General features: G+C 64.0%; 23 protein-coding genes. All 23 read left to right on the top strand.

Features of this window, described 5'->3' with window-relative positions; genetic code table 11:
- Positions 1–524 precede the first annotated feature (524 nt).
- Complete coding sequence (locus BCR55_RS16330; RefSeq protein WP_065494880.1) at positions 525–992, top strand: terminase; 468 nt, start codon at positions 525–527, stop codon at positions 990–992.
- Complete coding sequence (locus BCR55_RS16325) at positions 989–2,263, top strand: hypothetical protein (protein ID WP_065493979.1); 1,275 nt, start codon at positions 989–991, stop codon at positions 2,261–2,263. The genes BCR55_RS16330 and BCR55_RS16325 overlap by 4 nt, the downstream gene beginning before the upstream one ends.
- Positions 2,264–3,721, top strand: a complete 1,458-nt coding sequence (locus BCR55_RS16320; RefSeq protein WP_254661832.1) for an anti-CBASS protein Acb1 family protein — start codon at positions 2,264–2,266, stop codon at positions 3,719–3,721.
- Between the two features lie 3 nt (positions 3,722–3,724).
- On the top strand, positions 3,725–4,561 hold the full coding sequence (locus tag BCR55_RS16315; RefSeq protein WP_065494878.1) for a hypothetical protein: 837 nt from the start codon (positions 3,725–3,727) through the stop codon (positions 4,559–4,561).
- Position 4,562: 1 nt separating this feature from the next.
- A complete protein-coding gene (locus tag BCR55_RS16310) occupies positions 4,563–6,050 on the top strand; it encodes an NUDIX hydrolase (protein WP_065494876.1) in 1,488 nt (495 codons plus the stop codon).
- Between the two features lie 3 nt (positions 6,051–6,053).
- Positions 6,054–6,650, top strand: a complete 597-nt coding sequence (locus BCR55_RS16305; RefSeq protein WP_006403348.1) for a hypothetical protein — start codon at positions 6,054–6,056, stop codon at positions 6,648–6,650.
- A gap of 12 nt (positions 6,651–6,662) precedes the next feature.
- On the top strand, positions 6,663–7,688 hold the full coding sequence (locus tag BCR55_RS16300; protein WP_065494874.1) for a DUF2184 domain-containing protein: 1,026 nt from the start codon (positions 6,663–6,665) through the stop codon (positions 7,686–7,688).
- A gap of 79 nt (positions 7,689–7,767) precedes the next feature.
- On the top strand, positions 7,768–8,286 hold the full coding sequence (locus BCR55_RS16295) for a hypothetical protein (RefSeq protein WP_065494873.1): 519 nt from the start codon (positions 7,768–7,770) through the stop codon (positions 8,284–8,286).
- A 1-nt stretch (position 8,287) separates the two neighbouring features.
- Positions 8,288–8,746 carry a hypothetical protein gene (locus tag BCR55_RS16290; protein WP_065494871.1) on the top strand — a complete coding sequence of 153 codons (459 nt, stop codon included), beginning with the start codon at positions 8,288–8,290 and terminating at the stop codon, positions 8,744–8,746.
- Complete coding sequence (locus tag BCR55_RS16285) at positions 8,746–9,180, top strand: hypothetical protein (protein ID WP_232515879.1); 435 nt, start codon at positions 8,746–8,748, stop codon at positions 9,178–9,180. Before BCR55_RS16290 ends, BCR55_RS16285 begins: the two co-directional genes overlap by 1 nt.
- Positions 9,180–10,139: a hypothetical protein gene (locus BCR55_RS16280; RefSeq protein WP_065494869.1), complete on the top strand. Its 960-nt coding sequence runs from the start codon at positions 9,180–9,182 to the stop codon at positions 10,137–10,139. The genes BCR55_RS16285 and BCR55_RS16280 overlap by 1 nt, the downstream gene beginning before the upstream one ends.
- A gap of 5 nt (positions 10,140–10,144) precedes the next feature.
- A complete protein-coding gene (locus BCR55_RS16275) occupies positions 10,145–10,453 on the top strand; it encodes a hypothetical protein (RefSeq protein ID WP_232356578.1) in 309 nt (102 codons plus the stop codon).
- Positions 10,454–10,471: 18 nt separating this feature from the next.
- Positions 10,472–11,794 carry a hypothetical protein gene (locus BCR55_RS16270; protein WP_065494864.1) on the top strand — a complete coding sequence of 441 codons (1,323 nt, stop codon included), beginning with the start codon at positions 10,472–10,474 and terminating at the stop codon, positions 11,792–11,794.
- A gap of 12 nt (positions 11,795–11,806) precedes the next feature.
- Entirely contained in the window at positions 11,807–12,250 is a 444-nt protein-coding gene (locus BCR55_RS33070; protein ID WP_065494859.1) for a hypothetical protein, read from the top strand.
- A gap of 62 nt (positions 12,251–12,312) precedes the next feature.
- Positions 12,313–12,858, top strand: a complete 546-nt coding sequence (locus tag BCR55_RS16260; RefSeq protein WP_254661831.1) for a hypothetical protein — start codon at positions 12,313–12,315, stop codon at positions 12,856–12,858.
- Between the two features lie 354 nt (positions 12,859–13,212).
- The gene (locus BCR55_RS16255) at positions 13,213–14,691 is read left to right on the top strand and encodes a lytic transglycosylase domain-containing protein (protein WP_254661830.1); all 1,479 of its coding nucleotides are present in this window, start codon (positions 13,213–13,215) and stop codon (positions 14,689–14,691) included.
- A gap of 50 nt (positions 14,692–14,741) precedes the next feature.
- On the top strand, positions 14,742–15,431 hold the full coding sequence (locus BCR55_RS16250; protein WP_254661829.1) for a hypothetical protein: 690 nt from the start codon (positions 14,742–14,744) through the stop codon (positions 15,429–15,431).
- Positions 15,428–15,706, top strand: coding sequence for a hypothetical protein (locus BCR55_RS16245; protein ID WP_065494856.1), 279 nt, complete (start codon positions 15,428–15,430; stop codon positions 15,704–15,706). The genes BCR55_RS16250 and BCR55_RS16245 overlap by 4 nt, the downstream gene beginning before the upstream one ends.
- Before the next feature lie 3 nt (positions 15,707–15,709).
- A complete protein-coding gene (locus BCR55_RS16240; RefSeq protein ID WP_235557798.1) occupies positions 15,710–16,681 on the top strand; it encodes a hypothetical protein in 972 nt (323 codons plus the stop codon).
- The gene (locus BCR55_RS16235) at positions 16,674–17,354 is read left to right on the top strand and encodes a hypothetical protein (RefSeq protein WP_219847322.1); all 681 of its coding nucleotides are present in this window, start codon (positions 16,674–16,676) and stop codon (positions 17,352–17,354) included. Before BCR55_RS16240 ends, BCR55_RS16235 begins: the two co-directional genes overlap by 8 nt.
- Before the next feature lie 13 nt (positions 17,355–17,367).
- Complete coding sequence (locus BCR55_RS16230) at positions 17,368–17,715, top strand: hypothetical protein (RefSeq protein ID WP_065494853.1); 348 nt, start codon at positions 17,368–17,370, stop codon at positions 17,713–17,715.
- 17 nt (positions 17,716–17,732) lie between these two features.
- Entirely contained in the window at positions 17,733–19,127 is a 1,395-nt protein-coding gene (locus BCR55_RS16225; protein WP_083211805.1) for a hypothetical protein, read from the top strand.
- 3 nt (positions 19,128–19,130) lie between these two features.
- Positions 19,131–20,030: a hypothetical protein gene (locus BCR55_RS16220; RefSeq protein WP_065494846.1), complete on the top strand. Its 900-nt coding sequence runs from the start codon at positions 19,131–19,133 to the stop codon at positions 20,028–20,030.
- Positions 20,031–20,035 lie beyond the last annotated feature (5 nt).

The following is a 20,035-nucleotide window of genomic DNA, read 5'->3' as shown; positions in this document are numbered from 1 at the left end:
GCACAGGCAGTCGGCAGCCGTGAAAGAAGGAGCCGCAATCCTTAACTGCGGTGACGGGCGGAGAAAATTAGCGTGTCGCCGCCTGACCGGCGTAACCGGTCCTCTCACGCATGGCGATGACAGGGTTCGAATCCCGGTGTACGGGCTGAATGCCTTAGACGCGCATACGGTTGCCGTCGCCAGCCGTGAGAGCGAATGCGCCTAGCTGAGGCGACCCCGGAACATGGCCGATCCCGAGGGGTGGAAGTAACGAATATCGGGAGAAGAAGGCACCGCATTCCCTTACCGGAGATCAGCACCGGCCGCTCTCACCAACGTCTCCTCCGCGTCTCCAAGCGTGGATTCGCCCGCCTCGAGCGGGCTTTTTCTTTTCCCCTTCTGGCGCAATGCTGGACCGCCCGACGTAGTAAGCGGTGAGTGTGCGTCGGATCACGGCGATAACCGCCGCAGTCCGTGATGCGTCGTTCCGGTGGCAGTCCTCGCTGCCGCGAAAACGGCAGGCGCGGGCACCTTAACTGATGACTATGGACAAGCCAGCCAAACGCGGGGCTGATACGCCTGCGAAGGCTGGCGGTCGCCCCAGTTCGTATCGGTCGGAGTACGCCGAGCAGGCGCGCAAGCTTTGCCGGCTAGGTGCGATCGACAAGGAACTCGCCGATTTCTTCGGCGTGACCGAGCAGACAATCAACAATTGGAAGACCGCTCATCCCGAGTTTCTTGAGTCCCTAAAAGCGGGGAAGGAACTGGCGGACGCCGAGGTTGCGGACAAGTTGTTTCAGCGCGCGACCGGCTACAGCCATCCGGCCGTGAAGCTTTTCATGTACCAGGGCACGGTGATCCGCGAGGAATACATCGAGCATTACCCGCCGGATACGTCAGCGATTATCTTCTGGCTGAAGAACCGCCGATCGGACCTCTGGCGCAATGCGCCTCCAGCCGAAGGCGGAGAAGGTGGCGGCCCCGGCCTCGATGATCCGAACCCGGACGTATGAAGCAGTCAGTAAAGCTGCAGGAGCTCCACGCGAAACAGGCCGAGATCGGCCGCGCCTTCAACGAGAGCCGGCGCGTCGTGATCCGTTGCGGCCGCCGCTTCGGCAAGACGACACTGCTCGAGCGCTGCGCCTCGAAATGGTCGTACAACGGACTGAAAGTTGGCTGGTTCGGCCCGACGTACAAGCTGAACCTGCCGACGTACAAGCGCATCCTGCGCACGGTGCAGCCGGTCGTCTACTCGAAGTCGAAGATCGACCAGGTTATCGAGCTGAACTCGGGTGGTTGCATCGAGTTCTGGACGCTGCAGGACGAGGACGCGGGCCGCTCGCGCTTCTATGACCGCGTGATCATCGACGAGGGCTCGCTCGTCCCGAAGGGGCTGCGCTCGATCTGGGAACAGGCGATCGCGCCGACGCTGCTAGACCGGAAAGGCCACGCCATCATGGCGGGCACGCCGAAGGGCATCGACCCGGAGAACTTTTTCTACGAGGCGTGCACCGACAAGACGCTCGGCTGGCGCGAGTTTCACGCGCCGACGGCATCGAATCCAATGCTCGATCCGGAAGCGGTCGCGAAGCTGAAAGACGAATACCCCGCGCTGGTCTACCAGCAGGAGTATCTCGCCGACTTCGTCGACTGGAACGGCGCCGCCTTCTTCAGCGAGGACTCGCTGCTTGTTGATGGCGAGCCGGTCGATTACCCGGCGCGCTGCGATCAGGTGTTCGCGGTGGTCGACACGGCGCTGAAGGACGGCCTAGAGCACGACGGAACGGCCGTCACGTACTTCGCGCGCAACATCATCACCGGCACGCCGCTGACGATCCTTGATTGGGACGTGCTGCAGATCGAGGGTGCGTTGCTCGAATCGTGGCTGCCGACGGTAGCGCAACGGTGCGAGGAACTGGCCGCGCAGGTCGGCGCCCGCCAGGGCAGTCTCGGCGGCTGGATCGAAGACAAGGCGAGCGGCATCGTGCTGCTGCAGCAGGCCAGACGGCGCAGCCTGCCGTTCCATCCGATCGAGGAAAAGCTGGTTGACCTCGGCAAGGAAGGGCGCGCGCTATCGGTCAGCGGCTACGTGCACCGCGGCGAGGTGAAGATCAGCCGCTACGCGCACGACAAGGTCACGAACTACAAGGGCCAGACGCGGAATCACCTGATTTCGCAGGTATGCGGCTTCCGTCTCGGGACGAAGACGCCGCACCATCAGGACCTTTTGGACACTTTCTGTTACGGCGTGGCGATCAGCCTCGGCGATTCTGAGGGCTATTGAATGGGCGGTTACTACGGCGACGCGGACGACAGCTCGCAGGCGAGCTTGAACGTCGGCACGGCCATGTCCGCCGAGCTCATGCGCCTGCTTGGCGCTGACGATCTGCAGCCTGGCTCGCCGCCGTCGTATGAGATGTGCAAGGTCATCTACAGCTATCACCCGTTGGGCGCGAAGATGGCTGAGGCGCCTTACGAGGAAGCGCTGTCGCAGGAGCGTGAGATCACGATCCCCGGCGCGCCCGAGGATGACCTCGTGCAGGCGTTCAAGAAGGAATGGAAGAAGCTGGGCGGCGTCGGCGCGGACGAGATCATCAAGAGCTTCATGACGCTCAAGCGCGTCTACGGGATTGCGTCGCTGATCGTCGGCGCGCGCGATGTCCCGACGGACGAACCGCTGCCGATCGAGCGCCTGCACGAACTCGACCTGTACTTCAACATCCTCGACCCGCTGAACACGGCTGGCTCGCTGGTGCTGAATCAGAACCCGAACGCGCCGGACTTCCAGAAGCCGCAGTTTCTGCGGGTCGCGAACCACGACTACCATCCGTCGCGCGCGGTGATCGCGCTGAACGAGGCGCCGATCTACATCGAGTGGACGAACAGCGCGTTCGGCTTCGTGGGTCGCTCGGTCTACCAGCGCGCGCTATACCCGCTGAAGTCGTACGTGCAGGCGATGATCACGGACAACGCGATCATCGAGAAGTCGGGGCTGCTGGTCTACAAGATGAAGTCGCCGGGCGCGGTGCTCGACAAGGTTGCGCTCGCCTGGGGCAGCTTGAAGCGCCGCATGCTGAAAGGCGCGAAGACGGGCAACGTGATGTCGATCGGCCTCGAGGAAAGCATCGAGTCGATCGACCTGAAGAACATCCGCGACGCCGCCGAGTTCGCGCGCATGAACGTGATCAAGAACATCGCGACGTCGGCGAAGATGCCGGCCGTGATGCTTGCGCAGGATACGCTGACCGAAGGGTTCGGCGAGGGCACCGAGGACGCGAAGCTGATCGCGCGCTTCATCGACCGCGTGCGGATCGAGATGGGGCCGGCATACGACTTCCTCGACCCGATCGTGATGCGCCGCGCGTGGAGTCCCGAGTTCTACGCGTCGATGCAGCGGAAGCACCCGAGCCTGTACGGCAACATGCCGTATGCGACGGCGTTCATGGAGTGGAAGAACGCCTTCACGGCGACGTGGCCGAACCTGCTGGTAGAGCCGGACAGCGAGAAAATCAAGACCGACGACGTGATCACGAAGGCCGCGATCGCGTGCGTCGAGGTGATGCTCCCCGAGCTGGACCCGGAGAACAAGGCGATGGCGATCGGCTGGCTGGCCGAGGTGATGAACGAGCGCAAGCTGATGTTCTCCGCGCCGCTCGAGATCGATCTCGAAGCGCTGAAATCGTACGAGCCACCGCAGCCGCTGGCCGAGCCGCATCCGATCGTTGAATCGTCGCACGAGTAGCCGATGAGCGTCCGCCCCGCAATCAACCGCACGTTTCACGACGTGCTGACCGAGGCCATTCGCGACATCACTGAGCACGGCTATGACGATCCGGCCCGGCTGCAGGAATGGCTGCGCCGGCTGCGCCTCGCCGCGATGACCGATCTGCCGACGGACGCCGAGATGCGCAACCGGATGCAGAGCGCGATGGACGCGGTGTTCCACCGCACGCTGTCGAAGACGGGTGCGCTGCGGTATCACCCCGGCGTGCCGCGCTTCACGATCGAACGGATTGCGCCGTCGCTGCGCCCCGAGCTGGACAAGCGCGTGCGCGCGAGCGTCGATCTGATCAAGCTGAACCGCGAGCGCGCGGTCGAGCAATCGCTGCAGCGCCTCGCCGGCTGGGTATCATCGGTGCCCACCGGCGGCTCGCGCGCGGTCGAGAAGGCCGACGTGCGCGAGAGCATTGCGAAGCCGATCCGGCAATTGCGCTACGAGGAACGCCGCGTCTCGATCGACCAGGGGCACAAGCTCGTATCGTCGATCAACGCGGTCATCGCCGAGCAGACGCAGGCCATCGCGATGATGTGGCGCTCGCACTGGCGGCAGGCCGGGTACGACTATCGGCCCGACCACAAGGAGCGCGACAAGCGCTTCTACGTCGTGCGCGGCTCGTGGGCGCTTCAGCAGGGGCTGATCACAAAGGGCGACGGCTACCTCGACGAGATCACGCAGCCGGCCGAGGAGCCTTTCTGCCGCTGCTATGGCGTGTACGTGAACAACCTGCGCGATCTGCCGCCCGAGATGCTGACCGAGAAAGGTCGGCGGGCACTCGAAGAAACCCGAATCCGGAAACCCTGAAATGCCGACTGTGAGCGAGAAGCAGCACCGTGCCATGGAGAGCGCGGCCCACGGCCACAGCACGCTCGGCATTCCGAAATCGGTCGGCGAGGAATTCGTGAACGCCGATAAGCGCGCGGATTCCGCCGAAAGCGGCACAACCGAGCTTGACGTCGCCAAGGCGATTCGCGATGGCGAACTGAGCAGCCCGCAACAGTACGAAAACGTCTGGCTGTTCGACCTGCGCATCACCGGCACCGGCACTAGCTATCGCACCGAGCATGACGAGTTCGTGTATCGGCCGCCCGAGAACTTCTTGACCGAGGAATTCCGGGAGCGCTGCTACGGCCTGCCGGTCATCTTCGAGCATCCCGAGAAATCGATTCTCAGCACCGAGGAATATCGCGCACGAGCAATCGGCACGATCGTGCTCCCGTACATCAAGGGCGATGAGGTTTGGGGCATCGCCAAGATATTCGACGTGGACGCGGCGGCACTGATGTGCACGTCGCACGCGTCGACCAGTCCCGCGGTGATCTTCCGCGACGCGGGCTCAGCCGAAGCCGTCGAGGTCGACGGTAAATCGGTCCTCATTGAAGGCAAGCCGTCCTATCTCGACCACCTCGCAATCTGCGAAGAGGGCGTGTGGGACAAAGGCGGCGAGCCCAGCGGAGTCAACACAGGAGATCCTGAAATGGATGGTATGGAAGAACAGGTCCCGGCATGGGCCGATGCGCTGATGAAGCGCATGGATAGCGTCTGCTCGCGCATGGACGCCATCGAAAACAAGGGCGGGGATGAGATGCCGGCGAAGCCCCTCACGGCGGATTCGGCCGAAGTCGCGGCCGAGCGCGAGGGCGAGAAGGAAATGGCCCTCGAAAAGAAGGCCGAGGGCGAGCTCGCCGCTGCCATCAAGGCAGGTGAGGCGGAGCACCGCGACGAAGAACGGGCCAACTCGACCGAGAAGAAGGACGAGGAAGAGAAAGAGCGCGCGGATTCCGCCGCGCGCGCCGACTCGCAGCGCCTCGCCCGCGAGAATGCCGAGCTGCGCGCCCAGATTCAGCGCATGGACGGCACGCTGTCGACGCTGACGAAGCCGCTGTCGATCGAGGATCGCGACGCATTGGCTTCGGCCCAGATGCGCGCCGACTCGGTCATGCAGATGTTCGGGCAGAGTGCGACCGCGCCGTTGCATGGCGAAAGCCCCATCGAATACCGCAAGCGCCTCGCCTCGAAGCTGGCTGCGCACAGCCCGGACATGAAGGGCATCAAACTCGACTCGCTCGACGGCGCCGCATTCAAGGTGGTCGAAGACAAGATCTACGCCGATGCTCAGGTCGCCGCGCGCAATCCGGCATCGGCTCCTGCCGGCCGCCTTATCCCGATCGTCTCGCGTGACGAAGCGGGGCGCCAGATCACCCGCTTCACCGGTGACATCGATGCCTGGATGCAGCACTTTAAGGCACCGGGCGTCGTCTGCAAGCTCAACCGCCAAGCCAAGGGGGCATAAGCCATGTCGATTTCGTTCAACCCGATGGTGACGAGCGCGCCGACTGGCACTTTCCGTACCGATACGGAAGGCTATGTCCAGGGCGCTGTCATGGACGATCCGTCGTCGAACATGTGGCTCGCGAGCGCGATCATTGCCGCGTCCGTCACGGGGCCGGTATGGGGCGGCATGGCCGTCACCGAGAACGTCGCCGCGCCGAACCAGAACGGCCTCGGCAACTCGCTGGTGATCGCCGCGAACAACGCCGGCGTGACGGGCTTCACCGTCATCAACCGGTCGTACAACGCGATCCTGACGCCGGGCAACAACGTGCCGCAACTGACGGCGGGCATGACGGCGATGTTCTACCGCCTCGGCTCGAACGCGCGCATCGCGGTGCAGTGCGACGCGACGCTGGCTGGCAACCTCGATACGGGCGCGATCAACCAGCAGGTCTCGTGGGACTTCACGAACCAGAAACTGGTCGCATACAGCTCGGGCGCCGGCGCACTCGCGTGCAAGGTGCTGTCCGTCAATACCAACAGCAAGATCGTCAGCTACAACTCGGGGACCGGTGCGCTCACCTGGACCCAGGGTCCGGCCGCTATCATTCAGATCTAAGGAGCCTCCGACATGGCCAACTATTTTCCTGCACAGGCAAAGGTCGCGCCGAGCTTCTCGGAGCCCGAGCTGATCGTCACCTATGCGCAGGCCTCCGGCGCGTTCAATGCGCTTCCGGGCGGCAAGCCGCGCGTTAAGATCGGCAGCGAAGATCTCTTCGTCTACATCAACGCGCTCGATCTGCGCACTGAAACGCAGGCATCGCAGGGTGCGCCGAACATGCTGCCGTCGGCGACGCTGACCGCCACGTACTATTCGACGGCCACGTATCTGATCCGCACGCGCGCGCAGTGGGACCACCACGACACAGCCGCCGCGGCCGCGTACTCGGTCGGTCTGCCGGCCGCGCAGGATCTCGCACAGCGTCAGGGCATCTTCCAGCAGATGCGCACGGGCCTGCTGTACGGCTACAACCCGGCAAATGGCGAGGGTCTGCTGAACACGATCGGGGCTACCGCCGTGACGCTCCCGCCTGACAGTTACGGCAACACGACGGTGTCGACCTACGACAACGGCGAGATGGCGCTGTGGATCCTTGCGCAGATCGTCGCGCTGAAGACGCGTATGTTCCAGTCGGGCGGCAATGTGCGGAGCAAGATCCGCATCATCAGCCCGCAGCGCGTGTTTCTGCAGCTGTCGTACGGGTCGATCGTACAGGTCGTTCAGTATCAGCGTCCCGGTGCCGGTACGGCCACGGTCGGCCAAGTCGTGCAGAACGTCGTCGAGGAAATGGGCGACGAGATCGAGTGGTACTTCGACGACACGCTGATCGGCAAGGGCGCCGGCGGCTCGGATGCGGTGATCCTGACGATCCCCGAGATCGAGAAGCCGGACATTCCGGGCATCAACACCAACGTGGCGGCGGACATCACGCCGAACATGAAGGCGGTGAACCTGATGTACGCGGACGCCGCGGCGCCGATCAAGATCCCGACGCCGATCCCGGACGGTGGCATCACCGAAGTGCAGGAGCTGCGCGTGACCTCCGGCTGGGGCGTCCGCCCGGAAGGCATCACGATCCTGTCGATGCCGCACTGAGCAACACCGTAGCGAGAGTCTGTATCACCACCCTGAAGGGGCACCTGCGCGGTGCCCCTTTCTTTTTTCCGAGGACGACATGTCGATTTTCATCGCCAACTGCACGAAGCAGCATCTCGATCACCACTTCCGCTCGCCCGAACACGCCGGCAAGGCGCAGGTCGTGCACATCCCGTCGGGCCAGCAGCGCGAAATTGCGCGCGGCGCGTCGAGTGCAGCCATCGAAGCACTGGTGCGTCACCTCGAGCAGTTCGGTTTCCGCAATGCGGAAGAGGTGAACGGCAAGATCAGCGAGTTCTCCGGCTACTTGTACCGTATTGGCAAGCCCGTTACCGAAACGCACATCGTGACCGGCCATGACCACCTCGTCGATACGCAGGAACGTCGCTCCGCGCAGGAAGCGACGCGGAGCGCACTTGCCTTTGACAGCGCCACGCGCGACAAGAAGGGCGGCAGCAAGGGTCGGCGCATGGCGAGCGTGACCTCGGTCGAAGTGAAGCAGGACGTCCCGCCCGGCCAGAAGCCGACCGGTGACGAAGTGAATTTCTCGCTGTCGGTGGCGCCGGACGGCCGCACCGACACGAAGCTCCCGGTCTAATATGGCCTTCGTCGACCCGACCCAGCCGAATCTCGCGGATTTCACGACGTTCGTCTATAACCAGGGCGTGCCGCAATCCGACCTGCCGACGGACTCGCAGTACCTGCAATGGGCGTACACGATGGCGATGAACCTCGCACTCGTGCCGCCCTGCAGCGTGCCGTCGATTGTCTACGTGTTGGCCGTGTACAACCTCGGCATGCATCGGCTGCTGAAGGTCGCGCAGGACATTCCACCGTCGACGTTCTTCTCGCAGCAGCGCACGGCTTTCAAGCTGATGGCGTTCGTCGCAGGTGTCGTGCAATCGTCGGCGGATCAGGGCACATCGAACAGCCGCGACGTGCCCGACTTCATGAAGAACCTGACGATGCAGGATCTTGACCTGCTGAAAACGCCGTGGGGAAGGGAATACCTGGCCTACGCGCAACAGTACGGCCCGGATGTCGTCGGGGTTTCCTGATGCCTACTCTCCATCTCGGCGTAGTGGACGTTGCTTATACCGGCCCTGACGCAAAGCCCGGCGTCACGACCGGCGATGTCGCTACGTTCCTCGAGGAGGAGTACCACGTGATGCGCGTGTTCCTCGAGATGTACGAGGAGGAGATCGGCGAGCTGCTGGCGAACGACATTGCGGGCGAGATCGAGAGCATTGCGCAAGGCAAGCCGGTCGGCCGCCTATCGGTCGACGTGTCGACGGGAAAGATCGGTGAGCTGTTTCGGGACTTCCTCGACGCGCGCGAATGGAAGCAGGCGAGCGCGCAGACAATCGCGGCCGCCGACGAGGGCGTGAACCATCGGAAGAAGCGGCCGTATGCCGCGGAGAACCCGGCGCGGCCGGAATTCGTCGACACGGGCCTCTACCAGGCGTCGTTTCGTGCATGGGTGACTGACTGATGGGACTGATCGATGAAGCCGCGGCCGCGCCGGGCGATCTCGCCGCGGCGCTCGAGGCCGGCGTCGAGCAGCTTTCGCGCAATCAGTCCGTCACGTTCCAGCAATACACGAAATCGACGCTTCCCACGGACGGCTACGTGTTCTGGGTGGCGACCGGCACCGCGCAGCAGTTCAGCGGCTCGTTGCACATCCTGACCGACCGTCGGCAGGAAGAAGATCAGACGATCGCAGCGAACAAACTGCTGTTCACGGCCGAGCAGGAGATCTCCCAGCTCAACACGATCGCGCCGGGCACGATGTGGATCGGCACGTGGCAGGTCGACGGGACGACGCTGCAGGTCGCGTTCGCCGAGACGGGGCTGAATTATCAGCAGGCCGGGCTCTGGCATTACCGCGGCTTCGCCGTCTATCCGGCTCTGGCGTCGCAGCTTGTCGCGAGCGCGGCCGATCTGCCGGTCGAGCCAATCGTCTCGAACAGCCTGCCGATCTGGCTGTCGCTGGCGGCCCTCGCCGGCGCGCCGGTGTATCCGTCGTTCCTCGTGCCGGACAATGTCGAGCCGCCGTATGTCACGGCGCACATCGAGCCTGGCGAGACGATCGCGCTGCAGGCGTTCCCGACGTATGCATGGCCCGGCACGCCGACGCCGCCGACGGCGCTGCAGCAGATGGCGAGCGCGCAGCTCATGCGCGACACCGTGCGGCTCACGTTTTACGGATTCACGAATCAGCGCGCAATCCAGTTCTACGCGGCGCTGATCGACTACTCGCTGAACACCGACGATTTCGGCTTCTGCAATTCGCCGGCGATCCGCGACGAGAAGCGCACGCAGGTTGAGATCGCTGCGCTCGCGATGAAGAAGACCCTGACGATTCTCGCGTCGTACTACCAGGGAACCGCCGACGCGATCGCGCGGCGGCTGATCCTGTCGGCCAGCATCACCACTACCATCCAGGAGTAATCGAAATGCCCCAGAACCCTCTCGGCCCGCGTCCCGGCGGATCGCAGTCCGCGCTCAATGTCAGCGCCCCGACCGTTATCAAGGCCACTCCGGGCACGCTCGTACGCATCACGGTGCTGACGGCTGCCACGGGCGGCACGTTCGGCGCATACGACGCAGCCACAACCGGCGCGGCAGCGGCAGCCAACGCGATCGTGCAATACGCGAGCGGCTATCCGGCCGTCGGCTCGGTGATCGAGCTCGAATGGCCGTGCAACACCGGGATCGTCGTGAATCCGGGCACCGGCGGCGCTGTTTCCGTCGCATTCGCGTAATCCCAGGAGGCCGCCAAAATGGCGCAGACCATCACCCAGACGATCGTCAATCTGAACGTCACCGTCACCCGGGCGCCCGTGCCGTCGCAGCTTCAGCGCAGCGGTGCGATCGTCTCGGTGGGCGGCACGACGCTTACGCCCGGGACGTACCAGTATTGCGGGCTGGAATCCGACCTCACGGCCCTTCTCAGTGGGTCGGGGAACTCGGACGAACTACCGAAGATGGGCCAGACATTCTTCGCCCAAGGTCAATCGGTCGGTTTCTACGTGCTCGAACTCGGCGCCGAAACCGGCGTCGACCAAGGCATCGGCCTGCTGCAGACGTGGATCTCGAACAACCCGAACGTGTTCTACGCGTACCTCGTGCCGGCTGCATGGGACTACTCGAAGGACGAAGTCGGCAGCGTTCTCGTGACGAATGGCGGTTCGGGCTACACGTCCGCGCCGACGGTCACGTTCTCCGCGCCGACATCGGGCACGACCGCGACCGGCACGGCCATCGTGCAGAACGGCGCTGTCGTGGCAGTGACGATCACGAACCCGGGTTCCGGCTATACCGCAGCGCCGACCGTCTCGTTCTCGGGCGGCGGCGGCACAGGGGCGGTCGCCACGGCGAACCTCGCATCGGCCCTGAACATCCTCGCCAGCCTGTACTCGTCGCCGACCAGCAAGACGTATTTCTTCGTCACGACGAGCTCGACGAACCTCGCGAACTACTCGACGCTGAAGTCGGTGTTTGCGGTGGTGCCGAGCCCGCTCGCGCCGTCGACGGAGTTCACGGCGGCCGCGTTCTTCTACCAGTGGCTGGTCAACCAGCCGGGCGCCTCGAACAAGCTCGCGCCGATGGCCTATCGCTATCTGTACGGCGTGACGGCATGGCCCGCGCAGGGCTACAACGCGCAGATCACGACGATCCTGAGCGGCTACGGGAACCTCGTTCTGACGGGCGCGGAGGGCGGCATTTCGACTGCCTGCGTGTTCAAGGGCACGCTGATGAGCGGCGACCAGGCGAGCTGGTGGTATGGCATCGACTGGTTCCAGATCCAGTCGAAGCAGGCGATTGCCGCCGCCATCATCAACGGCTCGAACAGCAATCCGCCGTTGCTCTACGATCAGCCTGGCATCAACTCGATCGAGGCCGTCGCCGAGAACACAGGTTCCAGTGCCGTCACGTTCGGCTGCGCGCAGTCGGTGTCGATCAGCGCGACCGATTTCGTGACGTACACGACGCAGAACCCGGGTGATTACTCGGCAGGCATCTACAACGGCCTCGCCGCGACGATCGTCGGTCAGAACGGGTTCCTGACCATCACCTTCAACATCGACGCGGTCCAGTTCTAAGGAGAGCCACAAATGGCAAACCCGCTTGTCAGCCAAGGCACCCTGAATCGCGTCCGGTGCTCGGTCATCGTGCCTGCCTTCACGTCGTTGAACATTACGGCGCCGTACATGGGGAAGTCGTTCGCGCGCATCGCGTTCGAGGGCGACTTCACCGACCAGACCGGCACCGGGACGGGCCTCGTGAATTCGCCGGCGCCGTACGTGCCGGCGACGATCACCGTCGGCATTCTGCGCACCCAGGCGCTGTCGATGGCATGGCGCGCGCAGTGGGAGGCGAACAGCGTGCTCGGCCAGGTCAAGATCAACAGCGATTCGGCCGCCTTCGACTCGTTCACGCTGTACGACACCGCGATCCGTCACTTCGACCCGAACGCGTTCGACGGCATGGACGCGGTCTGCATGCTGGTGTTGCGCGGTACGTACTACACCAACAATGACCTGTGGAGCATGACGTGATCCAGATCAACGAGGCGATGAATCTCGTCGTGCCCGTCGTGAGCGACGAAGCTGGCGTGCGCGTGTGGGGCTATCACACGCCGATCTCTCGCGCGGTGTTCGAGGCGAACTACCGGGTGCTCGCGGCGACGAAGGCGTCGCTGATGAGCCGCGGCGGCATCTACATGATGGATTCGGGCCCGCGCATCGCAGCGCTCACGCTGCTCGACGAAGGCATGCGCGAAGCCGAGGCGCGCGGCAGCTATGCGAAGGACGGAAAGACCATCATCGACGAGGCAACGCCTGCGCTGATGGCCGAAATTCGCCGCCTGACGATGGTGCTGGTGCCGGGCCCGGGTGGCTGGGATCTCCTGCCGATCGAGAGCGCGGTGGCAAACGGCAAGATCGACGCCGAGGATCAGGCTGAAACGGAGTCGGCGATCGTTTTTTTTACCTGCATCTGTGCGCTCGCGAGCAAGGCGGAACGGAAGAAACAGGCGAGCAGCACGGCTTCCCTGCTGAAGGGGTCGATTACCTCCTTGTCGCCTATGGAATTCGCCGATTCCTTGCCGAACTCGACGAAGGCCGTACCTTCGGCACAACAGGCGGTGTCGTCGGTTCCATCCTGAGGTTCGTGGCCGGCGAGGGCTTCGCGGAAACCGTGCAGCGTCACGGCTTCGAATACCGCAGCGCGCGCGATTTCCGCGATCGCAACATCCTCGAACTGATCCGAACCCTGAGAGGCCCAAGTGGCTAATAAGCCGATCATCAACATCGACGTGAACGCCGAGCAGTTCAAGGCGTTCTACGAGCTGTACGAGCAGTTCGAGGCCAAGGTCGCTAGCATGCCGAAGGAGTGGCAGCAGATCGACATGTCGATGCGCCGGAACGCAGCCACCGCGAAGTCGCTCACGAGCGGCATCCAGTCATCGACCGAGGCGCAGCGCCAGTTCAACATCATGGCGCGCGAAGGTCTGCACACGATGTCGAAGATGGCGAAGGAGGCCAGCAACGTCGGCAAGGCGGTGTTTGACATCGGCAAGTGGCTGCTGAAGTTCGGTGCGATCGGCGGCAGCATTGCAGGCCTGAGTGGCATCCTCGGCGCGATCAGCCTGCGCGACCTCGCGCATTCGGCCGTGACAGAGCAGCGCGGCGCGCGCGGCGTCGGTCTGACGCCGGGGCAGTTCAAGGCGTTCGGTATGGACTTCGGGCGCTTCCTCGATCCGAGCATCCTGTCGCATGTCGCGGACGCGCAGAACAGCTACCAGGGGCGCGTATGGCTCGGCCTCGCGACCGGCCTCGGTGCCCAGGCTGTTGCGAACCAAGGTCCTGATCAGCTCGCGATACGCCTCGCCACGCGCGCGCACGACTGGTGGACGAAGACGCCGGCATCGCAACGCACGGCCGAGAACCTGGCCGCCGCCGGATTCACGCAGTCTGGCCTGACGCTCGAGGATGTGCGCCGGCTCGGCAACACGCCGATGTCGGAACTGCAATCTGCACGCGCGCAATACGGACGCGACCAACGCTCGCTGAATGTCAGCAACGGGACAACGCAGGCATGGTACGAGTTCGATCGTCAGATCACGCTCGCCGGCCGGACGCTCGAGACATCGCTGACGAACCGGCTCGTCGCACTCTCACCGTCGCTGCGCAGCTTCGTGACCACGCTGACGAAGGACGCCGACCAGCTGATCAACGACATCTTCACGCCGAAGAACCTGAAGGCGGTCGAGGATGGGATCACGAGCCTGACGACCTACCTCGGTTCGCCGGAGTTCAAGCAGGATATGAAGGACTTCGCCGGACTCGTCGGACTGGTGGTTGATGGCATAAGGAAGGCGGCGCGGTTCCTCGGAATCGACACGTCGTCGACGCCAGAAACATCCCCCTCCGGCGCGACATCAAAAGGCTCGTCATGGGAGCAAGCCTTTGGCATGGTTCGCCACAAGCTGACGATGCCAAGCGATCCAGCCGGCTACCTGGCGGACATCGAAAAGCAACGCGGGCTGCCTGCCGGTACGCTCGCGCGGATGTGGAAGATCGAATCGGGATCGGGTAGCAACCTGATCGGCCCGGCGCTGAAAAATGGCGATCAGGCAATCGGCGACTTCCAGTTCACCTCGGCCGCATGGCATGACTGGGGCAACGGCGGCGACCGCTTCAGCTTCAAGGACGAGGCGGGCGCAGCAGGCCGTTACATGCAGTCCCTGATGAAGAAGTATGGAGGCGACATCCGCAAGGCGCTTGCCGCGTACAACTGGGGGCCGGGAAATGTCGACAAGGACATCGCGAAGAACGGCGGCCAGTGGGAATCGAATCTGCCGGCCGAGACGCGAAAGTACATTGCGGCGATCGCCGGCGAAGTCGCCAAGCGCAGCGCCGTGAAGGTGCAGGTCCAGGTGAGCAACAACACGTCCGCGCGCGTCGCCGTGCAGGCTAACGCGGCGGCGCCGAGGTAATCGATATGGCGGGACTCGACCTTTCTTCAGGCTTCCGATCGGCGTACGACTTGTCGTTTCAGGTCTCGCCGATCATCCTGAACGGCGGGATCGTCGCGAACACGCTCGGCGGCATGATGCCGATCATCGGCCTTGTGGGGCAACTCGGCGCGCTCGCGCAGAGCGTGCTGTCGAGCGGCAGCGTGGGACTCGACAACTTCTTCGCGCGCTTCGTCGTGCTGCCTGGCGGCACGATCATCAACAACGCGGTCGGCACGTACCCGTTCGCGAACCAGCAAGTCGCTGGTAACGCCGTCGTGATGCAGCCGAAGAACGTCTCGCTGCTGATGATCGCTCCCGTGAAGGACACGGGCGGCTATCTAACGAAGCTGGCGATCTTCACGTCGCTGCAAAGTTCGCTCGAGGCGCACTGCGCCGCGGGCGGCACGTTCCATGTGGCAACGCCCGCGCGGATCTACACGAACTGCATCCTGACGTCGATGACGGACGTTACGAGCGGCGAGGGCAAGCAGCAGCAGATTCAGTGGCAGCTCGATTTCGTGCAGCCGCTGTTGACGCAGCAAGCGGCGAGCAGCGCCTACGGCGCGCTGATGAGCAAGCTCGCGGGCGGCCAGCAGGTGACGTCGCCCGCATGGTCCGGCGCGGTGGCCGCCGCTGGCTCGGCGGTGCAGGGCGCGCTCGAAGGCATCGGCAACATGGCCGGCGTCGTGAATCAGTTCCTTTCCCAGCCCGCGCTATGACGACGCTCGTTCCTTTCCAGCCGTCCAACGCGACGACGCCACCGTTCCAGGCGACCGTCACGCTCGACGGCATGGCCTATTCGCTGTCGGTGACGTGGAACATCGCGGGCATGCGCTGGTACGTCACGCTGACCGACCAGAACGGAAACATCGCTTGGAATGGCGCGATGGTTGGCTCGCCGCTCGGTTTCGATATTCCGCTCGCGCCGGGCGTCTTCACGACGTCGACGCTGCTGTATCGCGAAGACACCGGCAACTTCGAAATTACCCCCTGATCGATGCGCTACTACGACATCACCATCACGCCGGAAGGCGGTACCAAGCCGTTCCGGCGGTGGACGTCGCATCCGAATGGCAAGTTCGATCCGGGCGCGCTGAACATCGAATTCGACATTCCGGTTGCCACGTACGGAACGCCGCTCGGCGGGCAGTCTCTGCTGATCGAGGGTGTGCCACTGGAGGATCTGCTGCAGGCTCAGCAGTTCGCCGGCATGAACCTGACGATGAAGGGCGGCATGCAAGCCGGCCTGCCGCTGGCGAATCCGAAGCAGGCGGGACTGATCGCGGCCGGCCAGGTATGGCAGTCCTTCGGCAATTGGGAGGGCACTGAGATGACGCTCGATCTCGTGCTGAACCCGGCGCTGTACACGCTCGACCAGCCCGGCAATATCGTCCTGAACTGGACGGCCGGGACGACGCTCGCGCAGGCACTGAAGCAGACGCTGTCCGTCGCCTATCCGACGATGCCCGCGCTGATCAACATCAGCGACAAGTTGGTGCAGACGCACGACGAAGTGCATCGGTGCTCGACGCTCGAGCAGCTCGCGCAGCTGCTGGTCGAGGTCACGCAGGGAAATTTCCTCGGCAGCGATTATGCCGGCGTGCAGGTCACGATCCAGGGCGGCCAGATCGTCGTCTACGACAGCACGTACAAGCCGAACACCGTGCAGCTCGCGTTCACGGACTTCGTCGGTCAGCCGACGTGGATCGCGCCGAACGTGATGCAGGTCAAGCTCGTGATGCGTGCCGACATTCAGCTCGGGTCCGAACTGCTGATGCCTCAGGGGCTGCAGAACACGCCCGGCATCGTCCTGACGTCCTCGTCGTCGCTGCCGTCAAGCCTGAAGTACAAGAGCGCGTTCCAGGGCAAGTTCTCGGTGATCGAGCTGCGTCACATCGGCAACTTCCGCGCGCTCGACGGCGCGTCGTGGGCGACGATCGCAAACTGCGCGGTGATGAGCAATGGCTGACAACTATTCGAAGCTGCCGCTGCAGCGCTCGCTGAACCGTGTGGCGATCGCGCGCGCGGCTCAGGCGATCGAGGATACCGGCAACGCATTGCCGTGCCGCGTGACGAAGGTGTCGGGCGCGATCGTGACGGTCGAGTTCGAGATGCAGGGCACGTGGACGCTGCCGCCGGTGACGATCCCGAAGGCCGAAAGCCCGTGGATTCGCAATCCGACGCAGGTCGGCGACAAGGGCGTGACGATGCCGGCCGACGCGTATCTGGGCGGCATCTCGGGCCTTGGCGGCGGCACGGCCGATTTCCGGCGCCGCGGCAACCTGACCGCTCTCGTGTTCGTGCCCGTCAGCAATGCTGGATCGGCCCCGGACGATCCGAATGCGGCGCAGGTGTGCGGGCCGAACGGCATGATCGCACGTACCACGCAGGGCACGGCATCATCGTGCGTCGTGAACCAGAACGGCGTGACGCTGACGTTCGGCACGACGTCTCTCGTCGTGAACGCGTCGGGTGTCACGGTGACCGTCGACGGACAGACATTCACGTGGGGTTCGACTGGCGTCAATTCGACGCTCCCGATCACGGCACCGGATGTAATCCTGCCGCGCGGCAGTGTGAATGGCCACATCCACCCGGGCGTACAAACCGGAACCGGCAACACCGGAAACATGACAGGCTGAAGAGGACCCGCACGTGCGCACATGGGGCAGGATCTACAACGCGGACGGCTCGTATCGCTGGGTCGCCGTCACGACGGACGCGAATGGCTACAACGACAACGTCTATCTGACGGCGCTCTGCCAGGTACTGAAGCTGAACCTCGGCGAATCACCGTTCTATGCGAACTACGGGATCCCGGCGCAGCAGACTGTCGTCACGCAGGTGTTCCCGGACTATTACGCGATGGTCACGCAGCAGCAGTTCGCGCCGTACTTCGCGTCGCTCGCGATCGTGCGCGCGCCGGGCAGTTTCCCGCCCGTCTACAACATCCAGGCCGTCGCGCATAGCGGCGCGCTTCTAAACGCGTCCGTAGCGATATGAGCACGATTCCCCTTGTCATGACCGCAGCCGGCCCGGTTGCGACTGATCCGACCACGCTGCGGCAGAACCTGATCGACGGCGTTGCCGCCGAGGTTCCAGACTACACGGCGAATCTGCCCGGCAGCCTGATCGAGGATGTCGCTTCGACCGATGTCGGCGCGCTGACGACGATCGATCAGGCACGTGTAGAAGCGGTGAACAGCGTGACGCCGTACGGAGCGAATGCGTTCGTGCTCGCGCAGCTCGGCGCCCAGTTCGGTGTGCCGCAGGGCACAAGCGCGAACGGGAACGTCTACGTCGTATTCACCGGGCCGGCCGGCTACGTACTGCCGCCCGGCTTCGTGGTCGGCGATGGCACGAACCAGTACGCGCTGCAGGATGGCGGCGTGATCCTGTCGACGGGCCAATCGGCGCAGCTCTACGCGGTCGCAACGAACAGCGGCACCTTCGCGATCCCGGCCAACACCGTCAACCAGATCATCACGTCTCTACCGAGCGAGTACGCCGGGCTGATCACCGTGACGAACCCGCAGGCGGGCGTCTCGGCGTCCAGCGCCGAAAGCCCGCAGACCTATCGGGGCCGCGTTCTGCAGGCCGGACAGGTCGCATCGGTCGGCACGCCGGCGTTCCTGAAAACGTTGCTCGGCAAGATCACCGGCGTGCAGCAGCGTCTGGTCTCCATCAATCAGGTGACGGGCGGCTGGCAGATCGTCTGTGGCGGTGGCGATGCCTACGCGGTCGCTGCCGCGATTCTTCAGGGTGCAGGCGACATCGCGTTGCTCAAGGGATCGCAACTCGGCATCACCGGGATGACGGCCGCGAACCCAGTGGTCGTCCAGACGAACCTCTCGAGCGGATATACGGCGGGGCAAACCTTCACGGTCGCCGGCGCGACGCCGAGCGCGTTCAACCGCACGTATACCGTTGCGTCGGTGTCGGGGAATTCGATCACGACGACCACGAACGGGACGGGCTTCGGCACCTACACCGGCGGCGCTACGTTCTCGCCGAACCCGCGCGACGTCAACGTATCGCTGTTCCAGAACCCGAACACATACAACATCCCGTTCGTGAATCCGCCGCAGCAGGTTGTGACGCTCGCGGTGACGTGGAACACCACGCTTCCAAACTTCACGGCGGGCAGTTCGGTGAACCAGCTCGCCGCGCCGGCGCTGCAGTCGTACCTGAACTCGATTTATGCCGGCCAGCCGATCAACCTGAACGAGATGACGGCGACGTTCCTCGATGCAGTGTCCTCGGTGATTGACGGACCGAACGTGACGACGCTTAGTTTCGCGGTGACGATCAACGGGGTGACGGCCACGCCGGCGGCGGGCACCGACATCATCACGTCGGACCCGGAAAGCTATTTCTTCTGCTCGGCCACGGGCGTGACCGTATCGCAGGGGTGACGAATGCAGATCGAGTCGTTCAGCACGAAGCCACTGCAGCAGGTCATTCCCTCATACCTGTACAAGGAATACGAGGACGACGCGTCGCTGCAGGCGTTCGTCGATAGCTTCAACTCGCTCTCGCAGGGCTATCTCGACTGGTTCAATCAGGCGCCGCTTGGTTTGTACACGTCGCCGTTTATCACGGGCCCGCTGCTCGACTGGATCGGGCGCGGCGTATATGGCATCCGGCGTCCGGTTCTCGCATCGCAGATATCGACGCGCCTGGCGGGCTACAACGCGAATCCGTACAACACGGTCGCGTACAACGCCCAGTACTACTCGGCGAGCCAGACCGCATCGATCGCGAATGACGACATCTACAAGCGCGTGCTGACGTGGCACCTGTACCGCGGCGACGGCATGCAGTTCAACATGCAGTGGCTGAAGAATCGCATCGCGCGGTTCATCAACGGCGCGAACGGCAGCGACTGGCCGGTGTTGAACGATCCACCGTCGATCGCCGTGTCGGGAACCATCTTCACGGTGACGGCATACGACACGATCGGCTATGAGGCGCTGCAATCGTGCTATGCGAACGGATTGCTGGCGTTTCCGTTCATGTACACGCTGCAGTTCGTGACCGACAAGTTCGTGAACAACGGCGGCGTTCTGACGCTCGGGTTCCCGCTCACCTATCCGACGAGCCCCGTCGGTCTCGCGCCGGGCGCAGTGTGGTGGAACGGCGGGGTGATCAGCATCGTGCCGGGCGTGACGCCGGATCCGTCGGCACCGCCCCTGTATTTCGCCTACACGTTCCCGCCGCAACTGCTCGCGCTTGGCGGCGGCAATCTTCCGCTCAGCAATCCGGGATCCGGCACCGGCCAGCTCTGGAATGACGGCGGCGTCGTCGCGATCGCATAGCCAGG

This window comes from Burkholderia sp. CCA53, assembly GCF_001685525.1.
Lineage (GTDB): Bacteria > Pseudomonadota > Gammaproteobacteria > Burkholderiales > Burkholderiaceae > Burkholderia > Burkholderia multivorans.
This window is presented reverse-complemented; position numbering and strand designations above follow the sequence as displayed.